At 65.7% G+C, this 21,913-nt stretch carries 20 protein-coding genes and 1 other RNA gene; 20 read left to right on the plus strand and 1 reads right to left on the minus strand.

Going from position 1 to position 21,913, the window contains the following annotated elements; all coding sequences use genetic code 11:
• Positions 1–23 precede the first annotated feature (23 nt).
• The gene (locus Q8R61_RS08230) at positions 24–536 is read right to left on the minus strand and encodes a DUF1269 domain-containing protein (protein ID WP_305536101.1); all 513 of its coding nucleotides are present in this window, start codon (positions 534–536) and stop codon (positions 24–26) included.
• Positions 537–630: 94 nt separating this feature from the next.
• Here Q8R61_RS08230 and rnpB point away from each other — a divergent pair.
• From rnpB to Q8R61_RS08330, 20 genes are all read left to right on the plus strand, one after another.
• An RNA gene (rnpB, locus tag Q8R61_RS08235) (RNase P RNA component class A) lies at positions 631–919 on the plus strand.
• A gap of 266 nt (positions 920–1,185) precedes the next feature.
• A complete protein-coding gene (mraZ, locus tag Q8R61_RS08240; protein WP_305536103.1) occupies positions 1,186–1,632 on the plus strand; it encodes a division/cell wall cluster transcriptional repressor MraZ in 447 nt (148 codons plus the stop codon).
• The gene (gene rsmH, locus Q8R61_RS08245; RefSeq protein WP_305536717.1) at positions 1,632–2,576 is read left to right on the plus strand and encodes a 16S rRNA (cytosine(1402)-N(4))-methyltransferase RsmH; all 945 of its coding nucleotides are present in this window, start codon (positions 1,632–1,634) and stop codon (positions 2,574–2,576) included. The genes mraZ and rsmH overlap by 1 nt, the downstream gene beginning before the upstream one ends.
• 106 nt (positions 2,577–2,682) lie before the next feature.
• Positions 2,683–2,970 carry a cell division protein FtsL gene (gene ftsL / locus Q8R61_RS08250; protein ID WP_305536105.1) on the plus strand — a complete coding sequence of 96 codons (288 nt, stop codon included), beginning with the start codon at positions 2,683–2,685 and terminating at the stop codon, positions 2,968–2,970.
• On the plus strand, positions 2,967–4,697 hold the full coding sequence (locus Q8R61_RS08255) for a penicillin-binding protein 2 (protein ID WP_305536107.1): 1,731 nt from the start codon (positions 2,967–2,969) through the stop codon (positions 4,695–4,697). Before ftsL ends, Q8R61_RS08255 begins: the two co-directional genes overlap by 4 nt.
• A complete protein-coding gene (locus Q8R61_RS08260) occupies positions 4,697–6,208 on the plus strand; it encodes a UDP-N-acetylmuramoyl-L-alanyl-D-glutamate--2,6-diaminopimelate ligase (RefSeq protein ID WP_305536109.1) in 1,512 nt (503 codons plus the stop codon). The genes Q8R61_RS08255 and Q8R61_RS08260 overlap by 1 nt, the downstream gene beginning before the upstream one ends.
• Positions 6,199–7,590, plus strand: coding sequence for a UDP-N-acetylmuramoyl-tripeptide--D-alanyl-D-alanine ligase (murF, locus tag Q8R61_RS08265; RefSeq protein WP_305536111.1), 1,392 nt, complete (start codon positions 6,199–6,201; stop codon positions 7,588–7,590). The genes Q8R61_RS08260 and murF overlap by 10 nt, the downstream gene beginning before the upstream one ends.
• Before the next feature lies 1 nt (position 7,591).
• On the plus strand, positions 7,592–8,677 hold the full coding sequence (mraY, locus tag Q8R61_RS08270; protein WP_305536113.1) for a phospho-N-acetylmuramoyl-pentapeptide-transferase: 1,086 nt from the start codon (positions 7,592–7,594) through the stop codon (positions 8,675–8,677).
• Positions 8,674–10,098 carry a UDP-N-acetylmuramoyl-L-alanine--D-glutamate ligase gene (gene murD, locus Q8R61_RS08275; RefSeq protein WP_305536115.1) on the plus strand — a complete coding sequence of 475 codons (1,425 nt, stop codon included), beginning with the start codon at positions 8,674–8,676 and terminating at the stop codon, positions 10,096–10,098. The genes mraY and murD overlap by 4 nt, the downstream gene beginning before the upstream one ends.
• Positions 10,098–11,255, plus strand: coding sequence for a putative lipid II flippase FtsW (gene ftsW, locus Q8R61_RS08280; protein ID WP_305536117.1), 1,158 nt, complete (start codon positions 10,098–10,100; stop codon positions 11,253–11,255). The genes murD and ftsW overlap by 1 nt, the downstream gene beginning before the upstream one ends.
• Complete coding sequence (murG, locus tag Q8R61_RS08285) at positions 11,255–12,427, plus strand: undecaprenyldiphospho-muramoylpentapeptide beta-N-acetylglucosaminyltransferase (RefSeq protein WP_305536119.1); 1,173 nt, start codon at positions 11,255–11,257, stop codon at positions 12,425–12,427. The genes ftsW and murG overlap by 1 nt, the downstream gene beginning before the upstream one ends.
• 127 nt (positions 12,428–12,554) lie before the next feature.
• Positions 12,555–13,946, plus strand: a complete 1,392-nt coding sequence (gene murC, locus Q8R61_RS08290; protein WP_305536121.1) for a UDP-N-acetylmuramate--L-alanine ligase — start codon at positions 12,555–12,557, stop codon at positions 13,944–13,946.
• The gene (murB, locus tag Q8R61_RS08295; protein ID WP_305536123.1) at positions 13,936–14,961 is read left to right on the plus strand and encodes a UDP-N-acetylmuramate dehydrogenase; all 1,026 of its coding nucleotides are present in this window, start codon (positions 13,936–13,938) and stop codon (positions 14,959–14,961) included. The genes murC and murB overlap by 11 nt, the downstream gene beginning before the upstream one ends.
• Positions 14,958–15,869: a D-alanine--D-alanine ligase gene (locus tag Q8R61_RS08300; RefSeq protein ID WP_305536124.1), complete on the plus strand. Its 912-nt coding sequence runs from the start codon at positions 14,958–14,960 to the stop codon at positions 15,867–15,869. The genes murB and Q8R61_RS08300 overlap by 4 nt, the downstream gene beginning before the upstream one ends.
• Complete coding sequence (locus tag Q8R61_RS08305) at positions 15,866–16,633, plus strand: cell division protein FtsQ/DivIB (RefSeq protein WP_305536125.1); 768 nt, start codon at positions 15,866–15,868, stop codon at positions 16,631–16,633. Before Q8R61_RS08300 ends, Q8R61_RS08305 begins: the two co-directional genes overlap by 4 nt.
• A gap of 12 nt (positions 16,634–16,645) precedes the next feature.
• A complete protein-coding gene (gene ftsA, locus Q8R61_RS08310; RefSeq protein WP_305536126.1) occupies positions 16,646–17,881 on the plus strand; it encodes a cell division protein FtsA in 1,236 nt (411 codons plus the stop codon).
• Between the two features lie 140 nt (positions 17,882–18,021).
• Entirely contained in the window at positions 18,022–19,167 is a 1,146-nt protein-coding gene (ftsZ, locus tag Q8R61_RS08315) for a cell division protein FtsZ (RefSeq protein WP_305536127.1), read from the plus strand.
• Positions 19,168–19,252: 85 nt separating this feature from the next.
• Positions 19,253–20,167 carry a UDP-3-O-acyl-N-acetylglucosamine deacetylase gene (gene lpxC / locus Q8R61_RS08320; protein WP_305536128.1) on the plus strand — a complete coding sequence of 305 codons (915 nt, stop codon included), beginning with the start codon at positions 19,253–19,255 and terminating at the stop codon, positions 20,165–20,167.
• On the plus strand, positions 20,164–20,346 hold the full coding sequence (locus Q8R61_RS08325) for a hypothetical protein (protein ID WP_305536130.1): 183 nt from the start codon (positions 20,164–20,166) through the stop codon (positions 20,344–20,346). The genes lpxC and Q8R61_RS08325 overlap by 4 nt, the downstream gene beginning before the upstream one ends.
• A 210-nt stretch (positions 20,347–20,556) precedes the next feature.
• On the plus strand, positions 20,557–21,903 hold the full coding sequence (locus Q8R61_RS08330) for a mechanosensitive ion channel family protein (protein WP_305536131.1): 1,347 nt from the start codon (positions 20,557–20,559) through the stop codon (positions 21,901–21,903).
• Positions 21,904–21,913: the final 10 nt, after the last annotated feature.

Consider the following 21,913-nt stretch of genomic DNA (forward strand, 5'->3'; position numbering starts at 1 on the left):
CGGGCGCGATGCGCGGTGCCTGCTCAGGGGAAGGCCGGAATCGTCGGCTCGATGCCGGAGTTCATCGCTTCCGGATGCTGCGCGGCGATCAGCTTCTTGATCTCCTCCACCCGGCCCGCGGGCACATCCGCCATCATCAGCACATGGCCGGCCGCGATGGCCGATTCGAACGTCTTCAACCGTGAATTCGGAATCGAGCTGGCCACCATGCTGGCGACCCAGGCGCCGAATGCGGCACCGATCAGCGCGGTGAGCAGGATGGTGACGAGTTGCAGGTCGACGCCAGCTGGCGGGAAAAACACCGCGACCAGTCCGGCGATGATGCCGAGTCCGCCGCCGACCGCGAGTCCGGTTTCGGCGCCGTGGATGAAGTCGGTTTTTTGCAGGATGGACGCTTCGTGTAATCCCTCGAGTGGCATGCCGTCTTTGGCCATCACATGGATGTGGCTGTCTTCGATGCGGGCAAGCAGCAGTTCGTCGCGAATACGGCGGGCGCTATGCGTGTCCGGCACCATGAAATACAAACGTCTTCTCATGATGAGTCTCCTGATTGGGGTCATACCGGCCCGGTTACTTGTAGTTAGCAGATCGCCCGCCCCAGTCAAGCCGGGGCGTATAATCGGTAGCGGGAAAGCCGGTCAGACAACCGCTGCCGCGCAAGCGGGAGAGGAAAGTCCGGGCTCCACAGAGCAGGATGCCGGCTAACGGCCGGACGCCGCGAGGCGAGGAATAGGGCCACAGAGACGAGCGTATTTAGTTACGGTGAAACGCGGTAACCTCCATCCGGAGCAACACCAAATAGGCAGACGATGACGCGGCTCGCCGAGTCTGCGGGTAGGTGGCTGGAGTCGGTCAGCAATGGCCGGCCTAGAGGAATGGTTGTCCACGACAGAACCCGGCTTATCGACCGACTTTTCCACTTTTCATGTAATTCAAATACTTAGCGTTTTTACCTAGAAAATTAGGCAGAATTTGCTGCTAAGCCACGGTTTTTCCAGAAACTTATCCACAACCCTGAACCACCCCTAAGTCCTTGAGGCATAGGGGTTTTTTTACGTCTTCGTGCTTGACCCCCCCAAAACTATCCCCTATAGTGGGTCTCAGTGGTGAATGGTGGGAAGTTGTGGGAGAATGCGCCCGCCAAACACGGCCGGATTCGGCCATATCAATATATTGGGGGAGCACATGTTTCGCGGGGTCGCAACAGTCAGTCTGGATAGCAAGAACCGGCTCGTCGTGCCGGCGCGCTATCGCGACGCCCTGCTGGTGAACGGGGGCGGACGTGTCGTCATCACCGCCGACCCCAGCCAGTGTCTGCTGCTGTATCCCCTGCCCGAATGGGAGCCGATCGAAAAGAAGCTCAACGGGCTGTCCGATTTCAATCCCCGCACCCGCAGTCTCAAGCAATTGCTCGTCGGCTATGCGCACGATATGGACATGGACAGCGCAGGCCGCGTGCTGCTGCCGCCGATGCTGCGCAAGTTTGCCGAGCTCGATAAAAGCGTGGTGATGGTGGGCCAGGGCGGCAAGGTGGAGTTGTGGAACGAGACACGCTGGGAAGAAAAGGTGGCACAGGCGCTTAGCTTCAGCGATGACGCGCTGCCGCCCGAACTGGAGGGCTTTACGTTGTGATGACGCCCGCCCATGTGCCGGTGCTGGCACAGGAGGCGGTAGCGGCGCTGGCGATCAGACCCGATGGCGTGTATGTCGACGCCACCTTCGGGCGTGGCGGGCACAGCCGGCTGATCCTGGCGCAGCTGGGGCCGGCAGGTCGGTTGATCGCACTGGATCGCGATCCCGATGCCATCCGCGCTGGCGCGGCATTGCAGGACGGTCGGCTCATGCTGGTGAAGCGCGCGTTTTCAGCGCTGGGCGCGGTGCTCGATGAACGGGGCGTGGCGCAGGTTGACGGAATTTTGCTGGACATCGGGGTGTCGTCGCCGCAGATCGATGACGCCGCGCGTGGATTCAGCTTTCGCGCCGATGCACCGCTCGACATGCGGATGGACCCGGAAAGCGGGCTGTCGGCGGCGGACTGGCTGGCAACGGCGGCAGAAGGGGAAATATGTGAAGTCATCCGCACCTACGGGGAAGAGCGGTTTGCTAAATCGATTGCGCGCGCGATTGTTGCGGCACGGCAGGAAGACGCGATCCGCAGCACTGGGCAACTGGCGAAGCTCATCGCGGCAACGGTCAAGCGACATGAACCGGGGCAGCACCCGGCGACCCGCAGCTTCCAGGCTATACGGATTTACATCAACCGCGAACTGGAAGAACTGAGTGCCGTACTGCCGCAATGCGTGGACAGATTGCAGCCGGGTGGGCGGCTTGCGGTGATCAGCTTTCATTCGCTGGAAGACCGCATCGTCAAGCGCTTCATGCGTGACGAGGCGATGGGCGAGCAGCCGCCGCGGCGCCTGCCGATCCCGGCCGCGATGCTGAAGCCGGGTCGGCTGAAGCTGGTGGGCCGCGCGCAGCATGCGAACGACGCCGAAGTGGCGGTCAACCCGCGTGCGCGCAGCGCCGTGCTGCGAGTGGCAGAACGCGTGAGTGCTGCGGAAGCGGGGGCGAGATGAGCCACCCGGCGAGGGGCTCGCGCAGTGGGATCGACAGCAAGACTAATGGCGCCAGCGGCCGATATGCGGTCGCTGGCATCGAGTCGGCCGCCGATGAGGCCGCGGTATGAGCCGCCTCAACGTCGTGCTGGCGCTGATGCTGGTGGTGTGCGCGCTTGCGGTGATCCAGTCACAGCATCGTGCACGTACGTATTTTGTTGAACTGGAACGCCTGAAAAAAGAGGCGCGAGTATTGGACGAGCAGTGGGGTCAGTTGCAGCTGGAACAAGGTACCTGGGCCAATCCGGCGCGGGTCGACACGCTTGCGCGCACCCGACTGGGCCTGGTGGCGCCGCCGCCGGAACGCATCCACCTCGAGACTGGCGAGACCGCTAAGCCGGTGAGTGCGCCATGAACTATCACTCGCGCAAACTGCTCAAGCTCAACCTTGCGCCCTGGCGCATGGCGGCCGTGGGCAGCCTGCTGCTGCTCGGCCTGGGGGTGGTGGCGGCACGCGCCTTCTATCTGCAGGGCCTCAACACCGCTTATTTGCAGGGCAAGGGCGATGCGGTGTCCAACCGTAATCTGACCCTGCCTGCGCACCGCGGACAGATCGCCGATCGCAACGGCCAGCTGCTGGCGATCAGCACCCCGGTCGAATCGCTGTGGGCGCGTCCGGACGAACTCAAGCTGAGCGCCGAACAGCATGTCCAGCTGGCCCGGGTGCTCGGGGTCAAGCCGCAGGACCTGGCGAAAACGCTGGCGCGCAAGACGCGCGGCGAATTCAGCGTGCGGCGCCCGGTCACGCCGGAGCAGGCGGCGCGGATCACCGCGATGGGCGCGCCCGGCCTGCACCTGCGGCGCGAATTCCGCCGCTACTACCCGGCGGGTGAAGTGGCCGCGCACGTGGTGGGCTTCACCAATGTCGACGACCTGGGCCAGGAAGGCGTCGAGCGCGCCTATCAGGACTGGCTCGCTGGCCGTGAAGGCAAGCGCCAGATTTTGCGCGACCGGCGCGGCAACACCATCCGTGACCTCGCGCCGATCAAGACCGCGCAGATGGGCGGCAATCTGACGCTCGCGCTCGACCTCAAGATCCAGTATCTGGCACACCGCGAGCTGGCGGCGGCCATCGTCAAGAACAAGGCGCGCGGCGGCAGCGTGGTGGTGCTCGACGCCAAGACCGGCGAGATCCTTGCGCTGGCCAACCAGCCGATCTTCAATCCCAACAACCGTCGCAACTACAAACCGGGGCCGATGCGCAACCGCGCGGTGATCGATACCTTCGAGCCGGGCTCCACCATCAAGCCCTTTGTCGCGGCCGCGGTGCTGGAGCGCGGTCTGTACAAAACCGGCAGCGTGATCGATACGCCGGAAACCTGGCGCGTCGGCGCCAAGCTGGTGCGCGACCTGCATCCGCATCCGCAGATGACGGTCAGCGAGATCATCCAGAAATCGAGCAACGTCGGCGCGGTGAAGCTGGCCATGTCGCTGACCCCGCAACAATACTGGGACGTGCTGCACCGTTCCGGCTTCGGCGAACTGCCGGGCTCGGGCTTTCCCGGCGAGACGGCCGGCCGCCTGCGCAATGCGGACACCTGGAAGCCGGTCGAGCACGCCACCATGGCCTATGGCTACGGCCTGTCGGTCAGCCTGTTGCAGTTGACCCGCGCTTACATGGCGTTTGCCAACGACGGTGAAGTGATGCCGCTGTCCTTCCTCAAGCGCGAGCCGCAGGAAATCATGGGCGAGCGCGTGTTTTCGCCCGGTGTGGCGCGCGAGGTGCGTGCGATGATGGAAACGGTGACGCAGGAAGGCGGCACCGGCATGCGCACCCGGGTGCCGGGTTACCGCGTGGCCGGCAAGACCGGCACCGCGCACAAGCTGGTCGACGGCCGCTATGCGCCCGACCGCTACCTGTCGTCCTTTGTCGGCATGGCGCCGGCATCCAATCCCCGCCTGATCATCGGTGTGGTGATCGACGAGCCGTCCGGCGGTGTGTATTACGGCGGCAGCGTCGCGGGGCCGGTGTTCGCCCAGGTGATGGCGGCCAGCCTGCGCCAGTTGGCGCTGCCGCCCGACGCACCGGAAAGCGCGACGCATATCACGCAGCATCCGCTGCGCACGGCGGGGGGCGCGTGATGGCGAGCCCACAGGCCCAGTCCGATTTCGGCGCGGCCGGCATCCGCGAGTCGGTGCCGCATATCCTGGAACGCCTCGGCATCGCGGTGACCGAGCTCGTCGGCGACAGCCGCAAGGCCGCCCCCGGCAACGTGTTTATTGCTTACCCCGGCGAGGCGCGCGATGGTCGCGATTTCATCCCGCAGGCGGTGGCGCAGCGCGTCGACGGGGTGCTGTGGGAAGCCGATCACTACCAGTGGGATCCCGCGCTCGGCGTACCCAATGTCGGCGTCGCCGGCCTGCGGGCGCGCATGGGCGAAATCGCCGCACATGTCTACGGCGAGCCGTCGCGTGCGCTCCATATGATCGGCATCACCGGTACCAACGGCAAGACTTCGGTGGCGCACTGGATTGCCCAGGCCTTGTCGCAGCTGGGTCAGAAAACCGCCCTCGTCGGCACCGTCGGCAACGGCTTTCCCCCAGTCGGAGGCAAATCCGGCACGCTCACGCCCGCGCTCAATACCACGCCGGACGCGATCGAACTGCAGCAGCGCCTGGCGCATTACCGGCAGCAGGGTGCAAGCGCGTGCGCGATGGAAGTCTCCTCACACGGACTCGCGCAAGGGCGTGTCAACGGCACGGTATTCAAGGTTGCGGTGCTGACCAACCTGTCGCGCGACCACCTCGATTACCACGGCGACATGGATCGCTACGCCGCCGCCAAGGCGCGGCTGTTCAACTGGCCGGGGCTGGAGTGGGCAGTGTTGAACGTCGACGATGCCTTCGGCCAGCAGCTGGAAGGCGAGACCCGGCCGACGCGCGTGGCAGGCTACGGTTTCCGGCGCGGCGCCGTGATCGGCGAGAAACTGCAGCTGTCGCAGGCCGGCCTGCACCTCGCGGTGCGCACCGACTGGGGCAATGCCGAACTCGACGCGCCGCTGCTGGGGCGCTTCAACGCCGCCAACCTGCTGGCCGTGCTCACCACGCTGCTGGTATCCGGCGTGAAACTGGACGATGCCTGCCGGGCGCTGGCGCACATCACGCCGCCGCCGGGGCGCATGCAGACACTGGGCGGCAACGCGCATCCGCTGGTGGTGGTGGACTATGCGCACACCCCGGATGCACTGGAAAAAGTGCTCGCCACGCTGCGCGAAATCGTCAGCGGCGGACGCCTGATCTGCGTCTTCGGTTGCGGCGGCAACCGTGACAAGGGCAAGCGCCCGCTGATGGGCAAGGCCGTGGCGCACGGCGCGGACGAAGTCTGGGTGACCAGCGACAACCCCCGCAGCGAAGACCCGCGCCACATCATCGACGACATCCTGGCCGGCATGCCGGGCGCCAAACCCAATGGCCCGGTGCATGCCGAGCCGGACCGCGCGCGCGCCATTTTTGAAGCCATTGGCGGCGCGCACCAGGGCGACGTCGTGCTGATCGCCGGCAAGGGTCACGAGGACTATCAGGAAATTGCCGGCGAGCGGCTGCCGTTCTCGGATGTGGCCGTGGCAGAAAAGGCGCTGGCCGCATGGACATGAACCTCAGACTCTCCGAAGCCGCCGCCCTGCTCGGCGTTCCCTGCACCGGACCCGATGCCGACGTGCTGCGCGTTTCCACCGACAGCCGCAGCATCCGGGCAGGCGATCTGTTCATCGCGCTGCGCGGCGAAAAATTTGACGGCGGTGCCTTCGCCGCGCAGGCCTTGCAGCAGGGCGCGGTCGGCGTGGTGCTGGATGCGGCGCAGGCACCCGAGATCACGACCGCCCTGCGCGTCGACGACACCCGGCTCGCGCTCGGCCGGCTGGCTGCCGCGTGGCGCCGCCGTTTCGCGATTCCGGTCGTCGCCATCACCGGCAGCAACGGCAAGACCACGGTGAAGGAAATGCTGACGGCCATCCTGCGGGTGGAAACCGGCGGCGAGGCCGCCGTGATGCAGACCGAAGGCAACCTCAACAACGACATCGGCCTGCCGCAGATGCTGCTGCGCCTGCGCAGCACGCATCAGTACGCCGTGCTGGAAATGGGCATGAACCATGCCGGCGAAATCGATTACCTGACGCGGCTGGCGCGGCCGGATGTGGCGCTGGTCAATAACGCGCTGACCGCGCACATCGGCTATCTCGGCTCGATCGAAAACATTGCACGCGCCAAGGGCGAGATCTTCAGCGGCCTGTCGGATGCGGGCATCGCGGTGTTCAACGCCGATGACGACCATGCCCGGCTGTGGCGCGAAACGAATGCGCACCGCAGCATCATTGATTTCAGCCTGAGGCACCCGTCGGTGGTACGCGGACATTATCGACCCAGCCTCTTCGGCTCGGTGCTGACCTTGATGCTGCCCAACGCCGAATGCGAGGTGGACCTGCAGGTGCCGGGTGAGCACAACGTGATGAACGCACTGGCCGCTGCTGCAGCCGCATTCGCGCTCGATGTCAGCTATCACAGCATCGTTGCCGGCCTGTCCGGCTTCGGCGGCGTCAAGGGACGTCTGCAAAGAAAGCCGGCGCTGCACGGGAGCACTTTCATCGACGACACTTACAACGCCAATCCCGATTCGGTGAAGGCCGCGCTGGCCGTGCTGGCACAGCAACCCGGCAGGAAAGTGCTGGTGCTGGGCGACATGGGCGAGCTGGGCACCGATGCCGTCGCCATGCACGCACAGATCGGTCTCGCCGCGCGCGGCGCGGGCATCGACCGGCTGTTGGCGCTGGGGGATCTGAGCCGCGAAACCGTCGCGGCCTTCGGTGCCGGGGCGATGCATTTCGAGCGCATCCAGGAACTGCTGGCCGAGCTCGAAAACGAACTCACGGTCGACACCACCGTGCTGGTGAAAGGGTCGCGTTTCATGCAGATGGAACGCGTGGTGCAAAGCTTCATCGAAAACCCGGCCGCGCTGCGGTCCGACAACGGGGAACACTGACATGCTCCTGTGGCTGTTCGAAACGCTGGGCCAGGACATCCGGGCATTCAACGTCTTCAGTTATCTGACGCTGCGCGCCGTGCTGGCGACGCTGACCGCACTGACGATTTCCTTCATCGTCGGCCCTGCGGTGATCCGCAAGCTCACCGCGCTGAAGATCGGTCAGTCGGTCCGCAGCGACGGACCGCAAACCCACCTGGTCAAGGCCGGCACGCCGACCATGGGCGGTGCGCTGATCCTGGTGTCGGTCACGGTCACCACGCTGCTGTGGGCGGATCTGTCAAACGCGTATGTCTGGGTGGCGCTGCTCACCCTGGTCGGCTTCGGCCTGATCGGCTGGGTCGACGACTGGCGCAAGGTGGTCGAGAAGAACTCGCGCGGCCTGCCTTCGCGCTGGAAGTATTTCTGGCAGTCGGTGATCGGCCTCGCGGTCGCGGTCTACCTGTGGAACACCGCCACGCTGCCACAGCATACCGAGCTCATCATTCCCTTCTTCAAGAACGCCACACTGGCACTGTCCGCTGCGGCCTTCATCGCGCTCACCTATTTCGTCATCGTCGGCTCCAGCAACGCGGTCAACCTGACCGACGGCCTCGATGGCCTGGCGATCCTGCCGACGGTGATGGTGGCCTCGGCGCTGGCAATCTTCGCCTACGTGGCCGGCAATGCGGTGTTTTCCACCTACCTCGGCGTGCCCTTCGTTCCGGGCGCCGGCGAACTGGCGATCTTCTGCGCTGCGATGGCGGGCGCCGGCCTCGCCTTCCTCTGGTTCAACGCCTACCCGGCCGAAGTCTTCATGGGCGACGTCGGCGCGCTGGCGTTGGGCGCCGCGCTGGGTGTGGTCGCCGTCATCGTTCGGCAGGAAATCGTTCTCTTCATCATGTGCGGCGTGTTCGTGGTCGAGACGCTGTCGGTGATGGTGCAGGTCGCCTCGTTTAAGCTCACCGGCAAGCGCGTGTTTCGCATGGCGCCGATTCACCACCACTACGAACTCAAGGGCTGGAAAGAAAATCAGGTCGTGGTGCGTTTCTGGATCATCAGCATGATGCTGGTGCTGATCGGCCTGGCGAGTCTGAAACTGAGATGAGCACGCACAGCCTCGATTTCTCCGGCAAGCGCATCCTGGTGATCGGCCTCGGCGACACCGGCCTGTCCTGCGCGCGCTGGCTGGCGGCGCAGGGTGCGCAGGTGAGCGTGGCCGACAGCCGCGATACGCCGCCAAATGCCAAGCCACTGGCCGAGTTGCTACCGCAGGTGCCGCTTTTCACCGGACCGTTCGACGACGCGCGTCTGCAGTCGGCCGACATGCTGGTGGTGAGCCCCGGCGTGCCGCTGGCCGACCCGGCGATCGCGCGCGCCATTGCCGCCGGGGTCGAGGCCGTCGGCGACGTCGAGCTGTTCGCGCGCGCCATCCGCGCGCGCAACGCGCAGCGCGCCGAGACAGGTGATGCAGGCGGTACGATGCGGGTGATCGCGATCACCGGCAGCAACGGCAAAAGCACCGTCACCGCCATGTGTGGCGACATGTGCCGCATGGCCGGCCTGACCACCTGTGTGGCGGGCAATATCGGCCTGCCGGTGCTGGATGCGTTGCTCGACATCGAGCAGGGATTCGCGCCCGCGCCGCAGGTCTGGGTGCTGGAGCTGTCGTCGTTCCAGCTCGAGACCACGTCGAGCCTCGATGCCGATGCGTCCACTGTGCTCAATCTGTCGGAAGACCACATGGACCGTTACCCCGACATGGTGGCCTATGCGGCGGCCAAGGCACGGATCTACAGCGGCAACGGCGTGCAGGTGGTCAATCGCGACGACCCGCGCAGCCTGGCGATGACCCAGCCAGATAGGCGCGTGGTGAGCTTCGGGCTCGACCGCTGCCCGGTGGACGAGAATTTCGGCCTGTGCGAAGACGAGCTGTGTGTTGGCGGCGACATGCTGATGCCGCTGTCTGCACTGCCGGTGGCTGGCCTGCACAATGCCGCCAATGCGCTGGCGGCGCTGGCGCTGACGCGCGCGCTGGGGCTGCCGATGGAACCGCTGCTGCGCGGGTTGCTGCACTTCAAGGGCTTGCCGCACCGGGTGGAAAAGGTCGCCGAGATCGACGGCGTGACCTGGTACGACGATTCCAAGGGCACCAATGTCGGCGCCACCGAAGCCGCACTCTACGGCATGGGCAACCGTCGTGCCGTGGTGATACTGGGCGGCGACGGCAAGGGCCAGGATTTCGGCCCCCTGAAAGCGGCGGTCAAGGCCAATGCCCGCGCGGTGCTGCTGATCGGGCGTGACGCGCCGCTGATCGAAGCGGCCATCGCCGGCAGCGGTGTCGAGATCCATCGCGCCGCCAGCCTGTCTGATGCCGTTGCGCAGGCGCAGCACCTCGCGCAGCCGGGCGATGCGGTGCTGTTGTCGCCCGCCTGTGCCAGCTTCGACATGTTCCGCAACTATGTGCATCGCGCGGAGGTGTTTGTCGAGGCGGTGAACCAGTTGGCGGCAGAGAGGGCGGCGCACTAATGCTGTACACCGCACGCGCCCCCAAACCCAGCGGCGAGCTCGATTTCAGCCTGCTGTGGCTGGCGCTCGGCCTGCTGGCGATCGGCCTGGTGATGGTGTACTCGGCCTCGATCGCGATTGCCGAGGCCGCCCGCTACACCGGCTACAACGGCGAATACTATCTGCTGCGCCAGGGCATCTTCACCACCATCGGCATCAGCGTCGGCATCGCCGCGTTCCAGGTGCCGATGAAGGTGTGGCAGCAGGCCGCCCCGTATCTTTTCCTGGTGGGATTGCTATTGCTGGTGGTGGTGCTGATCCCCGGCATCGGCCGCGAAGTCAACGGCAGCCGGCGCTGGATCCCGCTCGGCTTCGCCAATCTGCAGCCGTCCGAACTGATGAAATTCCTCGCCGTGCTGTACGCCGCCGACTACACCACCCGCAAGGCGGCCTTTATGCACGATTTCAAGAAGGGCTTTCTGCCGATGGCCGCAGTGATGATGCTGACCGGCGTGCTGCTCCTGAGCGAGCCGGATTTCGGCGCCTTCGTCGTCATCGTCGCAATCGGCATGGGCATCCTGTTTGTCGGCGGGCTCAACTGGAAAGTGTTCGCGGCGCTGGTGGTGGTGTTGCTGGCCGGCTTTGCGCTGCTGATCCTCACCTCGGAATACCGCATGCAGCGCATGCTCGGCTTCATGGATCCGTTCGCCGATCCCTACGGCAAGGGCTACCAGCTTTCCCACGCGCTGATCGCCTTCGGTCGCGGCGAGTGGCTCGGACAGGGGCTGGGCGGCAGCGTCGAAAAACTCTTCTATCTGCCCGAGGCGCACACCGATTTCCTGCTCGCCGTGATCGCCGAGGAATTCGGCTTTGTCGGCGTTACCGTCGTGATCGGCCTGTTCGCCTGGCTGATCGTCAAGGCTTTCCTGATCGGTCACCGTGCGGCGCAGCTGGAACGCAACTATTGCGCGCTGGTGGCGCAGGGCATCGGCATCTGGCTCGGCGTGCAGGCGCTGATCAACATGGGGGTGAACGTCGGCCTGCTGCCGACCAAGGGCCTGACGCTGCCCTTCCTGTCGTTCGGCGGCAGCGGCATCGTCGCCAACTGCCTGGCGATCGCGGTGCTCTTGCGCATCGACTGGGAGCATCGGCAGATGATGCGGGGGAAGACCTTCTGATGGCGGCCGTGAATCGCACCCTGATGGTGATGGCCGGCGGTACCGGCGGTCACGTCTATCCTGCGCTGGCGGTGGCGGATGCCTTGCGCTCACGCGGCTGGGACGTGTTCTGGCTCGGCACCCGTGCCGGCCTCGAAGCGCGCGTGGTGCCGGCGGCCGGCATCGACATGGTGTGGGTGTCGATGGGCGGCGTGCGCGGTAAGGGCCTGCTGAAGAAACTGCTGCTGCCTGCCATGCTGCTGGTCGCGTTCTGGCAGAGCCTACGCGCCATCCTCGCGCGCCGCCCCGACGTGGTGCTCGGCATGGGCGGTTACACCGCGTTTCCCGGTGGCATGATGGCGAGCCTGATGAACCGGCCGCTGGTCATCCACGAACAGAATTCGGTCGGTGGGCTGACCAACCGCGTGCTGGCCTGCGTGGCTGACCGCGTGCTGACCGCCTTCCCCAAGGTTTTCACCTACGCTCACGACAAGCCGATCCCGTGCCGCTCTGTCGACACTGAATGGGTGGGCAATCCAGTACGGAGCGACATCGCCGCGCTGGCAAATGAACAGCGCGCGGACATCGTGGCGGTGCCGGCGCACGACCGCTCCGCACGGACCGGGCCGCTGCGCCTGCTGGTGGTGGGCGGCAGTCTCGGCGCCGCGGCCTTGAACACGCTGGTGCCGCAGGCGCTTGCGCTGCTTCCGGCCGACAAGCGTCCGCAGGTGGTGCACCAGTCCGGCCGCCAGCATCTTGATGCCCTGCGTGCCAGTTATGCCGACGCCGGCGTCGAGGCCGATGTGCGCGATTACATCGACAACATGGCCGACGCATACCGCGCCTGCGACTTCGCGATCTGTCGGGCCGGCGCGATGACCGTGGCCGAACTGGCGTGCGCCGGCGTGCCCGCGGTGCTGGTGCCCTTCCCGTTTGCGGTCGACGACCACCAGACCGGCAACGCCGAATTCCTCTCCGACGCGGGTGCGGGCTGGCTGATGCAGCAGAAGGATTTGACCGCGAAGAAGCTGGCGACGCTGATCGAAGGACTCGATCGAGCCTCGCTTGCCGCGATGTCGGACAAGGCCCTGAAGCTTGCCAAACCCGACGCCACGGCGCGGGTCGCTGAGATTTGCGAAGCGCTGGCTGAGGGGTCAGGGGTCAGGGGTCAGGGGTCAGGGAGAGCGACATGACGACGGTGATCCGTGATTTTTTAAGTGTATTGGCGTGCGCAGGCGCGGCACCCAATCTCTACATACCGGCGGTCGGCCCTGACCCCTGGTCCCTGAATCCTGATCCCTCGCGCCGGAGGCGCGAACCATGAAGCACGCCGTCAAGCACATTCATTTCGTGGGCGTGGGGGGCGTCGGCATGAGCGGTATCGCCGAAGTGCTGCTCAACCTGGGCTACGCGGTGTCCGGCTCGGACCTCGCCGACAACGCGGTGACGCAGCGTCTGGCGAAGCTGGGTGTGCGCATCCATCGCGGCCACGCGGCGGAGCACATCGCCGACGCTGACGTGGTGGTGACCTCGACCGCGGTTGCGGACGCCAACCCCGAAGTGGTCGCCGCGCGCGAGAAGAAGATTCCGATCGTGCCGCGCGCACTGATGCTCGCCGAGCTGATGCGGTTGAAGCAGGGCATCGGGGTCGCCGGCACCCACGGCAAGACGACGACGACCAGCCTCGTTGCCAGCATTCTCGGCGAAGCCGGCATGGACCCGACCTACGTCATCGGCGGCAAGCTCACCGCCGCCGGCACCAACGCGCGCCTGGGCCAGGGCGACTTTCTGGTCGCCGAGGCCGACGAATCGGACGCCTCCTTCCTGTACCTGACGCCGGTGATCGCGATCGTCACCAACATCGACGCCGATCACATGGAGACCTACGGCCACGACTTCGAGCGGCTGAAAACCGCGTTCGTCGACTTCTGCCAGCGCCTGCCCTTCTACGGCATGGCGGTGCTGTGCATCGACGATCCGCACGTGCGCGAAATCCTGCCGCGCATCACCAAGCCGATCACCACCTATGGCTTCGACGAGGCGGCCCAGGTGCGCGCGTTGAACCCGCGCTTCGAGGGCGGCCGCATGCATTTCACCGTGCGGCGCGAGGAGATGGCCGATCTCGACGTGGTGCTGAACCACCCCGGCATGCACAACGTGCTGAACGCGCTGGCCGCGATCGCGGTGGCGACCGAGGTGGGTGCGAGCGACGCCGCGATCGTCAAGGCACTGGCCGAGTTCCATGGCGTCGGGCGGCGCTTCCAGCGCTACGGCGAGCAGGCCGCGAAGGACGGCGGCCGCTACTGCCTGATCGACGACTACGGCCATCACCCGGTGGAAATGGCCGCCACGCTGGCGGCGGTGCGCGGAGCTTTCCCCGGCCGGCGCCTGGTGCTGGTGTTCCAGCCGCATCGCTATACCCGCACGCGCGACTGCTTCGAAGACTTCGTCAAAGTGCTGTCGGAAACCGACGCGCTGGTGCTGACCGAGGTCTATCCCGCCGGTGAGACGTCGATTGTTGCCGCCGACGGCCGTGCGCTGGCGCGCGCGGTGCGGGTGGCGGGCAGGGTCGAGCCGGTGTTTGTGGAAAACGTCGCCGACGTGCCGGCCACGGTGCGCGATCTGACGCAGGCCGGTGACGTGGTGCTGGTCATGGGCGCCGGCAGTATCGGCCAGGTCGCGCCGGCATTGGGAGACGCGCATGCGACATAACTACCGCATGAGCGAGATCGACACGACGGGAGGCGCCGCCCTAAAGGACTCCGATCCACTACGTGCTGAAGCGCGTGGGGAATCGTATGCGCCGGTGCTGCGTGGCCGCTTCCTCTACAACGAGCCGATGAAAAAGCATGTTTCCTGGCGTGCCGGCGGCGCCGCGCAGCGCGTTTACATCCCGGCCGATCTGGAAGACCTGACCTGGCTGGTGCGTTCGGTGTCGGCGCATGAAGACATCCACATGGTCGGGCTCGGCAGCAACCTGCTGGTGCGTGACGGCGGCGTGGCCGGTGTGGTGATCCTGCTGCACGGGGTGCTGAAGAAGCTCGCGCTCGAAAGCCGCACGCACGGCATGCCGGCGGCGCCCGAGGACATCGACAGCGCGCTGGTCTACGCCCAGGCCGGCGTCGCCTCACCCAAGCTGGCGCGCTTTGCCGCCAACCACGACCTGGTCGGCGGCGAATTCTGGGCCGGCATACCCGGCACCGTCGGCGGCGCGATCGCGATGAACGCCGGCTGCTACGGCAGCGAAACCTGGGACCGGCTGGTGCAGGTGCAGACGCTTGATCGCGACGGCCAGCTGAACGAACGCCTGCCGCACGAGTACGTGATCGGCTATCGGCATGTGGCGCTCAGGCAGCCGAACCAAGAGTGGTTCATCGGCGGCTGGTTCCGTCTGGAAAAAGGCGATGGTGTGGCCTCGCGCGAAACGATCCGTTCGCTGCTGCAAAAACGCATCGACACCCAGCCGCTGGGCCAGCCCAATGCCGGCTCGGTGTTCCGCAATCCGCCCGGCGACCATGCCGCGCGGCTGATCGAGTCGTGCGGGCTCAAGGGCTACCGCATCGGTGGCGCGCAGGTGTCGGAAAAGCATGCCAATTTCATCGTCAATATCGGCCAGGCCACGGCGACCGACATCGAACGTTTGATCGAACATGTGGAAGAAAGCGTGGAGATGCGCACCAACGTGCGGCTGATCCGTGAAGTGCGCATTATTGGAGAGCGGCAGTGAGCAAGTTTGGAAAAGTCGCGGTGATGCTGGGGGGCACGTCTGCAGAGCGGCCCGTGTCGCTCAACAGCGGCAATGCGGTGCTGGCAGCGCTGCTGCGGCAGGGCATCGACGCGCATGCCTTCGATCCCGCCAACCGCAACCTCGGCGACCTCATCAGCGGCGAGTTCGACCGCGTCTTCATCGCGCTGCACGGGCGCTATGGCGAGGACGGCTGCATGCAGGGCGCGCTCGAATTGCTGAACCTGCCCTACACCGGCAGCGGCGTCATGGCGTCGGCGATCGGCATGGACAAGTGGCGCACCAAGCTGCTGTGGCGCGCCGCCGGCCTGCCGACCGCCGACTGGGACATCCTGGTTGCGGACAGCGATTTCGCCGCGATCGAGAAACGACTCGGCCTGCCGATTTTCGTCAAGCCGGCGCGCGAAGGCTCCAGCATCGGCATGAGCAAGGTCACCGAAGCGGGCACGTTGAAAGCGGCGTTCGATGTCGCGGTCGAGCACGATGCGCTGGTGCTGGCGGAAAAATTCATCGACGGCGCCGAGTTCACCGTCGGCATACTCGGTACCACCGCCCTGCCGCTGATCCGTCTGCAGCCCGCCAAAGAAAAGGCCTTCTACGACTTCGAGGCGAAGTATCTGCGCGACGATACCCAGTACCACTGCCCGGCGGGCCTGCCCGATGCGCAGGAAATGGCGTTGCGGCATCTGGCGCTCGATGCCTTCCGTCTGGTTGAGGGCCGTGGCTGGGGCCGGGTCGACGTGATGCTGGACAGTCTCGGCAATCCCTATTTGCTGGAAGTGAACACCTCGCCGGGCATGACCGACCACAGCCTGGTGCCGATGGCCGCGCGCGTGGCAGGCCTGAGTTTCGATCAACTGTGCATCGCCATCCTGGAGCAGACCCTGTGAAGGTAAGCGCCCACGAGATCGCCGCCCACCCGTTGAGCCAGGTCGCCCGCGTGCTGACCTGGGGATCGCTCGCGCTGCTGGCCTACGGCGCATCGAGCTGGGTGATGGCGCAGCCGTGGTTCGCGCTGCGCGCGATCGAGGTGAAGACGCCGATGGCGCATGTCACCGAGGCGCAGATCCGGCTGGTGGCCGAGCGTCAGGTGCGTGGCACCTTCTTCACGGTCGACATCGAGCGCGTGCGCAGCAGCCTGGAAAAGCTGCCCTGGGTGCGTGAGGCGCGGGTCGAACGTCGCTGGCCCGACACCCTGGTGGTGTCGCTCACCGAACATGTGCCGCTGGCGCGCTGGAACAACGATGCGCTGGTGAGCGAGGCGGGCACGGTGTTTGTCGCCGCGGTGGCAGACCGCCTGCCGCGCCTGTCCGGACCTGAGGACAGTGCGGATGAAGTGGTGGCTGCCTATCGGCGTCATCAGCAAGCACTCACACCGCTCGGCATGGCGATCGAGGAGCTACGGCTGTCGCCGCGCCGGGCCTGGCGCATTCGCCTCGACACCGGCATGACGCTCGCGCTCGGCCGCGAGCAGACCGACGTCCGACTGGCACGTTTCGCCGAGTTGTATCCGCGCCTGTTCGGCGCGCAGCAGAGCGAGGACGGGCAGATCGTCGTCGCCGTTGCGCCCGTCACGGTCGACCTGCGCTACCCCGATGGTTTCGCCGTGCGCATGCCGGATGGCGTGTCCCCTTTCAAACCGAGCAAAACATGAGTGCCACGCAACATGAGTAAGCCCAGAGATCCCAAGAACCTTGTCGTCGGCCTCGACATCGGCACCTCCAAAATTGTCTGCATCGTTGCAGAAATCAACGACGAAGGCGTGCTCGAAGTCATCGGCATGGGCACGAATCCGTCGCGCGGCCTGCGCCGCGGCGTGGTGGTCAACATCGAAGCCACCGTCAACGCCATCCAGCGCGCGCTGGAAGAAGCCGAGCTGATGGCCGACTGCAAGATCCGCGAGGTCTACACGGGCATCGCCGGCAGCCACATCAAAAGCTTCAACTCGCATGGCATGTATGCCATCAAGGACAAGGAAATCAGCCAGATGGACGTCGACCGCGTGGTGGAAACCGCGCGCGCGGTCAACATCCCGACCGACCAGCAGATCCTGCACACCATTCCGCAGGAGTTCATCGTCGACGGCCAGGAAGACGTGCGCGACCCGCTTGGCATGAGCGCGATGCGGCTGGAAGTGAAGGTGCACATCGTCACCGGCGCGGTCTCGGCCGCGCAGAACATCATCAAGTGCGTGCGCCGTTGCGGGCTCGAAGTCGGCGATCTGGTGCTGCAGCCACTGGCCTCGGCGATGGCGGTGCTGACCGAGGACGAAAAGGAACTCGGCGTGTGCCTGGTCGACATCGGCGGTGGCACCACCGACATCGCCGTGTTCACCAACGGTGCGATCCGCCACACCGCGGTGATTCCGGTGGCAGGCGACCAGGTCAACAACGACATCGCGGTGGCGCTGCGCACGCCGCCGAAGGAAGCCGAGGACATCAAGATCCAGTTCGGCTGCGCGCTGCGCCAGCTGGCCGACGCGCGCGACATGATCGAGGTGCCCGGCATTGGCGACCGGCCGCCGCGCACGCTGTCGCGGCAGACGCTGGCCGAGTTCATCGAGCCGCGCATGGAGGAGCTGTATTCGCTGGTGCAGGCCGAGCTGCGCCGTAGCGGATTCGAGGAGCTGCTGTCGTCCGGCATCGTCATCACCGGCGGCTCGGCCGGCATGCAGGGCATGGTCGAGCTGGGGGAGGAGGTCTTCCACATGCCGGTGCGCATGGGTTGGCCGCGCTACGCGGGCGGGCTGTCGGACGTGATGCACAACCCGCGTTACGCCACCTGCATGGGGCTGCTGCTGGCCGGACTGGAGGCGCGCGGACGCGATGCGCCCAAGCTGTCCGGCAACAGCCTGAAGGACATTCTCGAGCGCATGAAGAGCTGGTTCAAGGGGAATTTCTGACGTGGCGATGCCTGTGATCGGGCAAGCGCGGCGTCGAAACGGAATTTGGCGGTTGTGCCCGGTGCGCCAAGCGCATCGAGGCAGACACACCAAAGGATTTTTGAAAGTGGTTTTTGTTTTGAGTAAAAGAGGAGAGCACGATGTTTGAATTGATGGATGTGGACACTCAGGATGCAGTGATCAAGGTGATCGGTGTGGGCGGCTGTGGCGGCAATGCAGTCGATCACATGATCGATTCGGGTTTGACTGGCGTGGAGTTCATCGCCATCAATACCGATGCGCAGGCGCTCAAGCGCAACCAGGCGAAGATGCAGCTGCAGCTCGGCAACGGCGTGACCAAGGGACTCGGCGCCGGCGCCAACCCGGACGTCGGCCGCGAAGCCGCGCTGGAAGACCGCGAACGCATCGCCGAGTTGATCGACGGCGCCGACATGCTGTTCATCACCGCCGGCATGGGCGGCGGCACCGGCACCGGCGCCGCCCCGGTGGTGGCCGAAGTCGCCAAGGAACTCGGCATCCTGACCGTGGCCGTGGTCACCAAGCCCTTCATGTTCGAAGGCAAGCGGGTGCGCGCCGCCAACGCCGGCATCGAGGCGCTCTCCCGCCATGTCGATTCGCTGATCATCATCCCCAACGAGAAGCTGATGCAGGTGCTGGGTGACGATGTCTCGATGCTCGACGCCTTCAAGGCGGCCAACAACGTGCTGCACGGCGCGGTCGGCGGCATCGCCGAAGTCATCAACTGCCCGGGTCTGGTCAACGTCGACTTCGCCGACGTGCGCACCGTAATGAGCGAGATGGGCATGGCGATGATGGGCTCGGCCGAGGCCAGCGGCGACAACCGCGCACGCATTGCAGCCGAGCAGGCCGTTGCCAGCCCGCTGCTGGAAGATGTCAATCTGGCCGGCGCCCGCGGCGTGCTGGTCAACATTACCGCCTCGTCCAGCGTGAAGATGCGCGAGATCCACGAGGTGATGAACACCATCAAGAGCTTCACTGCCGAGGAAGCCACGGTCATCGTCGGCCAGGTGCTCGACGACGGCATGGAAGACGCGCTGCGCGTCACCATGGTTGCCACCGGCCTCGGCAGCCCGGTCGCACGCCAGCAGCCGAAACCGATGCAGATCATCCGCACCGGCACCGACGATGCGCCGATGATGATGGGCAGCAGCGAAGAGGTGCCGAGCGTGATGACCAGCCGTCGCAGCCGCACCATCCAGGCGATGGCCGATTCCGGCATCGACACCCTGGACATCCCGGCCTTCCTGCGCAAGCAGGCGGACTGAGCATGCGGGTCGGCGCAGGGCGACGACCGGACGGGTTCCGGTCGCCCTGCTCGATACCGCTGGCGAGACCGGTTAAAATGCCGCGATGATCAAGCAACGCACCCTGAAAACGCCGGTGAAGGCAACCGGCGTCGGCCTGCATTCCGGCGTCAAGGTCGAGATGACCCTGCGCCCGGCGGGCCCCGATTCCGGCATCGTGTTCCGGCGGATGGACCTCGACCCCCCTGCCGAGCTCAAGGCCGATCCGTATCTGGTCACCGACACCCGGCTGTGCTCGCTGCTCGAATCCGGCGCCGCCAAGGTGTCCACCGTCGAGCACCTGATGTCCGCGCTCGCCGGGCTGGGCATCGACAACCTGCTGGTCGACCTCACCGGTCCGGAGATCCCGATCATGGACGGCTCCTCGGCGCCGTTCGTGTTCCTGCTGCAGTCCGCCGGCATCGTCGAGCAGGATGCGGCGAAGCGCTACGTGCGCATCACGCAGCCGATCGAGGTGCATGACGGCGACAAGTGGGCGCGCTTCGTCCCGCACAACGGCTTCAAGGTCGAGTTCACCATCGACTTCAAGCACCCGGTGTTCGACAAGAGCGGCAAGACCGTGACCATCGACTTCGCCGACACCGCCTACACCAAGGAGGTCGCGCGCGCGCGCACCTTCGGCTTCATGCACGAGGTCGAATACCTGCGCAACCAGGGACTGGCGCTCGGCGGCTCGCTCGACAATGCCATCGTCATGGACGAGTTCCGCGTGCTGAACCAGGACGGCTTGCGTTACGACGATGAGTTCGTCAAGCACAAGGTGCTCGACGCGATCGGCGACCTCTACCTGCTGGGCCACCCGGTGATCGGCGCCTTCGAAGCCTACAAGTCGGGCCATGCGCTCAACAATGCCCTGCTGCGCGAACTGCTGCAGCACCAGGAGGCCTGGGAATTCGTCAGCTTCGAGCGTGATGAAGACGTGCCCGCTGCTTTTCTTCGCCTGCATCCGCTTGTCGCATGATTTTTGTCCGCCTGATGATCGTCGCCCTGCTGATCGCGGTGGTGGCGCTCGGACTGGCGTGGCTGTTTACCGGCAACCGCAAGTACCTGGGCTATATTGGCCGGGTGTCGCGCTTCGCACTGGTTGTGGGCATCGTCGTCGCGCTGCTGTACGTGGTCGAGCGGCTGGTGCTGCGGTGAGCGAAGGACCCGACCAGCGTCCATGATGGGCCGGAGTATCTCGGGCGGAATCCCCGGCACGGATAGAGAGTGGGAGCGCATCGATGCATGACCCTGCCTGCGAAAATGCAGCCCCGCCGTCCTGAAAGCCCGCTGCGCTGCGACCAAACAAGGCTTGTCGTGTGCAGTCCCGGTCCGGTATGGTCCTAAAAACCTCCGAGCGCGCATCCCATGCCTTTCGACCTGCCTTTTGACCTGCAAACCGTGCTGAATTACGGCCGTGGCCTGATCCACGACCCCGGGTTCTGGTGGCAGGTGACGGTGCTGGTGCTGGCCGCAGGGGGCGCGCTGCTGGTGTACCGCGTCATGAACCAGAGCCTGTCGGTGCCGGCCGCGGAGGGCGAGGACTATACGGTCCGGCATTTCGCGCTGAAGGCGCTGCAGCGCATCCTGTTCCCCATCAGCATGCTGCTGGGGGTGCTGGCCGGGCGGGCGCTGCTGCTGCATCGGGGCGTCCCGGCGGACCTGCTCGACCTCGCCGTGCCTTTGCTGGTGTCGCTGGCCACGATCCGGATCCTGATCTATTTCCTGCGCAAGACCTTCCGGCCCGGCCCGGCAGTGAAGGCTTGGGAAAACCTGATCGCAACTTCGGCGTGGATCGTCGTGGCGCTGCACCTGCTGGGCTGGCTGCCCGCCGTGCTGGAAGGGCTGGACGGCGTGGCGATGAAACTGGGCAGCGCCCGGATCTCGGTGCTGACGGTGATCCAGTTCGTCCTTGCGGTGGCCCTGTTGTGGCTGCTGGCGCAGTGGCTGGGGCGCATCATCGAAAACCGCATCAGCCGCGCCGAGTATGTCAACGCCGGGATGCAGGTGGCGCTGGTCAAGCTCAGCAAGTTCGTGCTGATGGTGCTGGCCTTTTTGCTGGCGCTGGATGCGGTGGGCATCGACCTCACCGCGCTGGCAGTCTTCGGCGGCGCGCTCGGCGTGGGCCTCGGCTTCGGCCTGCAGCGCATCGCCAGCAATTTCATCAGCGGCTTCATCGTACTGTTCGACCGTTCGATCCGCCCGGGCGACGTCATCACCATCGACAACAAGCTGGGCTGGGTGCAGGAACTGCATGCGCGCTACGTGGTGGTGAAGGACCGCGATGGCGTCGAACGGCTGATCCCCAACGAGATGCTGATCACCAACGAGGTGATCAACTGGAGCTACAGCGACCGCAACGTGCGCCTGAAAATCCCGGTGTCGATCAGCTATGACAATGACCCGGAACAGGCGCTGGCCCTGCTGGACCAGGCCGCCCGAATCAGCCCCCGGGTTCTCGACGATCCGGCGCCCACCTCCCGCCTGATGGGCTTTGGCGACAGCGGCATCGAACTCGAACTGCGGGTATGGATCCAGGACCCCGAGGCGGGAATGGGCAGCGTACTCTCGGACATCAACCTGGCAATCTGGCGCGCATTCAAGGGCGCCGGCATCGTCATTCCCTATCCGCAGCGCGACCTGCATATCCGCAGCGGACTGCCGGAGATGACCCCGGCGGAACCAGACGTGCCGGTGGCGCCGCGCGAAGTCTGAGGCTCGGGCC

The sequence above is a fragment of the Thiobacillus sp. genome (assembly GCF_030696885.1).
Classification (GTDB): Bacteria; Pseudomonadota; Gammaproteobacteria; order Burkholderiales; family Thiobacillaceae; genus Thiobacillus.

Bases quoted from the DNA above. Each gene is read 5' to 3' on its own strand.
- ftsW (WP_305536117.1), top strand. From the start codon at position 10,098: ATGCTGTACACCGCACGCGCCCCCAAACCCAGCGGCGAGCTCGATTTC.
- murG (WP_305536119.1), top strand. From the start codon at position 11,255: ATGGCGGCCGTGAATCGCACCCTGATGGTGATGGCCGGCGGTACCGGC.
- Q8R61_RS08330 (WP_305536131.1), top strand. From the start codon at position 20,557: ATGCCTTTCGACCTGCCTTTTGACCTGCAAACCGTGCTGAATTACGGC.
- lpxC (WP_305536128.1), top strand. From the start codon at position 19,253: ATGATCAAGCAACGCACCCTGAAAACGCCGGTGAAGGCAACCGGCGTC.
- murD (WP_305536115.1), top strand. From the start codon at position 8,674: ATGAGCACGCACAGCCTCGATTTCTCCGGCAAGCGCATCCTGGTGATC.
- Q8R61_RS08255 (WP_305536107.1), top strand. From the start codon at position 2,967: ATGAACTATCACTCGCGCAAACTGCTCAAGCTCAACCTTGCGCCCTGG.
- ftsZ (WP_305536127.1), top strand. From the start codon at position 18,022: ATGTTTGAATTGATGGATGTGGACACTCAGGATGCAGTGATCAAGGTG.
- Q8R61_RS08230 (WP_305536101.1), bottom strand. From the start codon at position 536: ATGAGAAGACGTTTGTATTTCATGGTGCCGGACACGCATAGCGCCCGC.
- murC (WP_305536121.1), top strand. From the start codon at position 12,555: ATGAAGCACGCCGTCAAGCACATTCATTTCGTGGGCGTGGGGGGCGTC.
- ftsA (WP_305536126.1), top strand. From the start codon at position 16,646: ATGAGTAAGCCCAGAGATCCCAAGAACCTTGTCGTCGGCCTCGACATC.
- rsmH (WP_305536717.1), top strand. From the start codon at position 1,632: ATGACGCCCGCCCATGTGCCGGTGCTGGCACAGGAGGCGGTAGCGGCG.
- Q8R61_RS08325 (WP_305536130.1), top strand. From the start codon at position 20,164: ATGATTTTTGTCCGCCTGATGATCGTCGCCCTGCTGATCGCGGTGGTG.
- murF (WP_305536111.1), top strand. From the start codon at position 6,199: ATGGACATGAACCTCAGACTCTCCGAAGCCGCCGCCCTGCTCGGCGTT.
- Q8R61_RS08260 (WP_305536109.1), top strand. From the start codon at position 4,697: ATGGCGAGCCCACAGGCCCAGTCCGATTTCGGCGCGGCCGGCATCCGC.
- ftsL (WP_305536105.1), top strand. From the start codon at position 2,683: ATGAGCCGCCTCAACGTCGTGCTGGCGCTGATGCTGGTGGTGTGCGCG.
- mraY (WP_305536113.1), top strand. From the start codon at position 7,592: ATGCTCCTGTGGCTGTTCGAAACGCTGGGCCAGGACATCCGGGCATTC.
- murB (WP_305536123.1), top strand. From the start codon at position 13,936: ATGCGACATAACTACCGCATGAGCGAGATCGACACGACGGGAGGCGCC.
- mraZ (WP_305536103.1), top strand. From the start codon at position 1,186: ATGTTTCGCGGGGTCGCAACAGTCAGTCTGGATAGCAAGAACCGGCTC.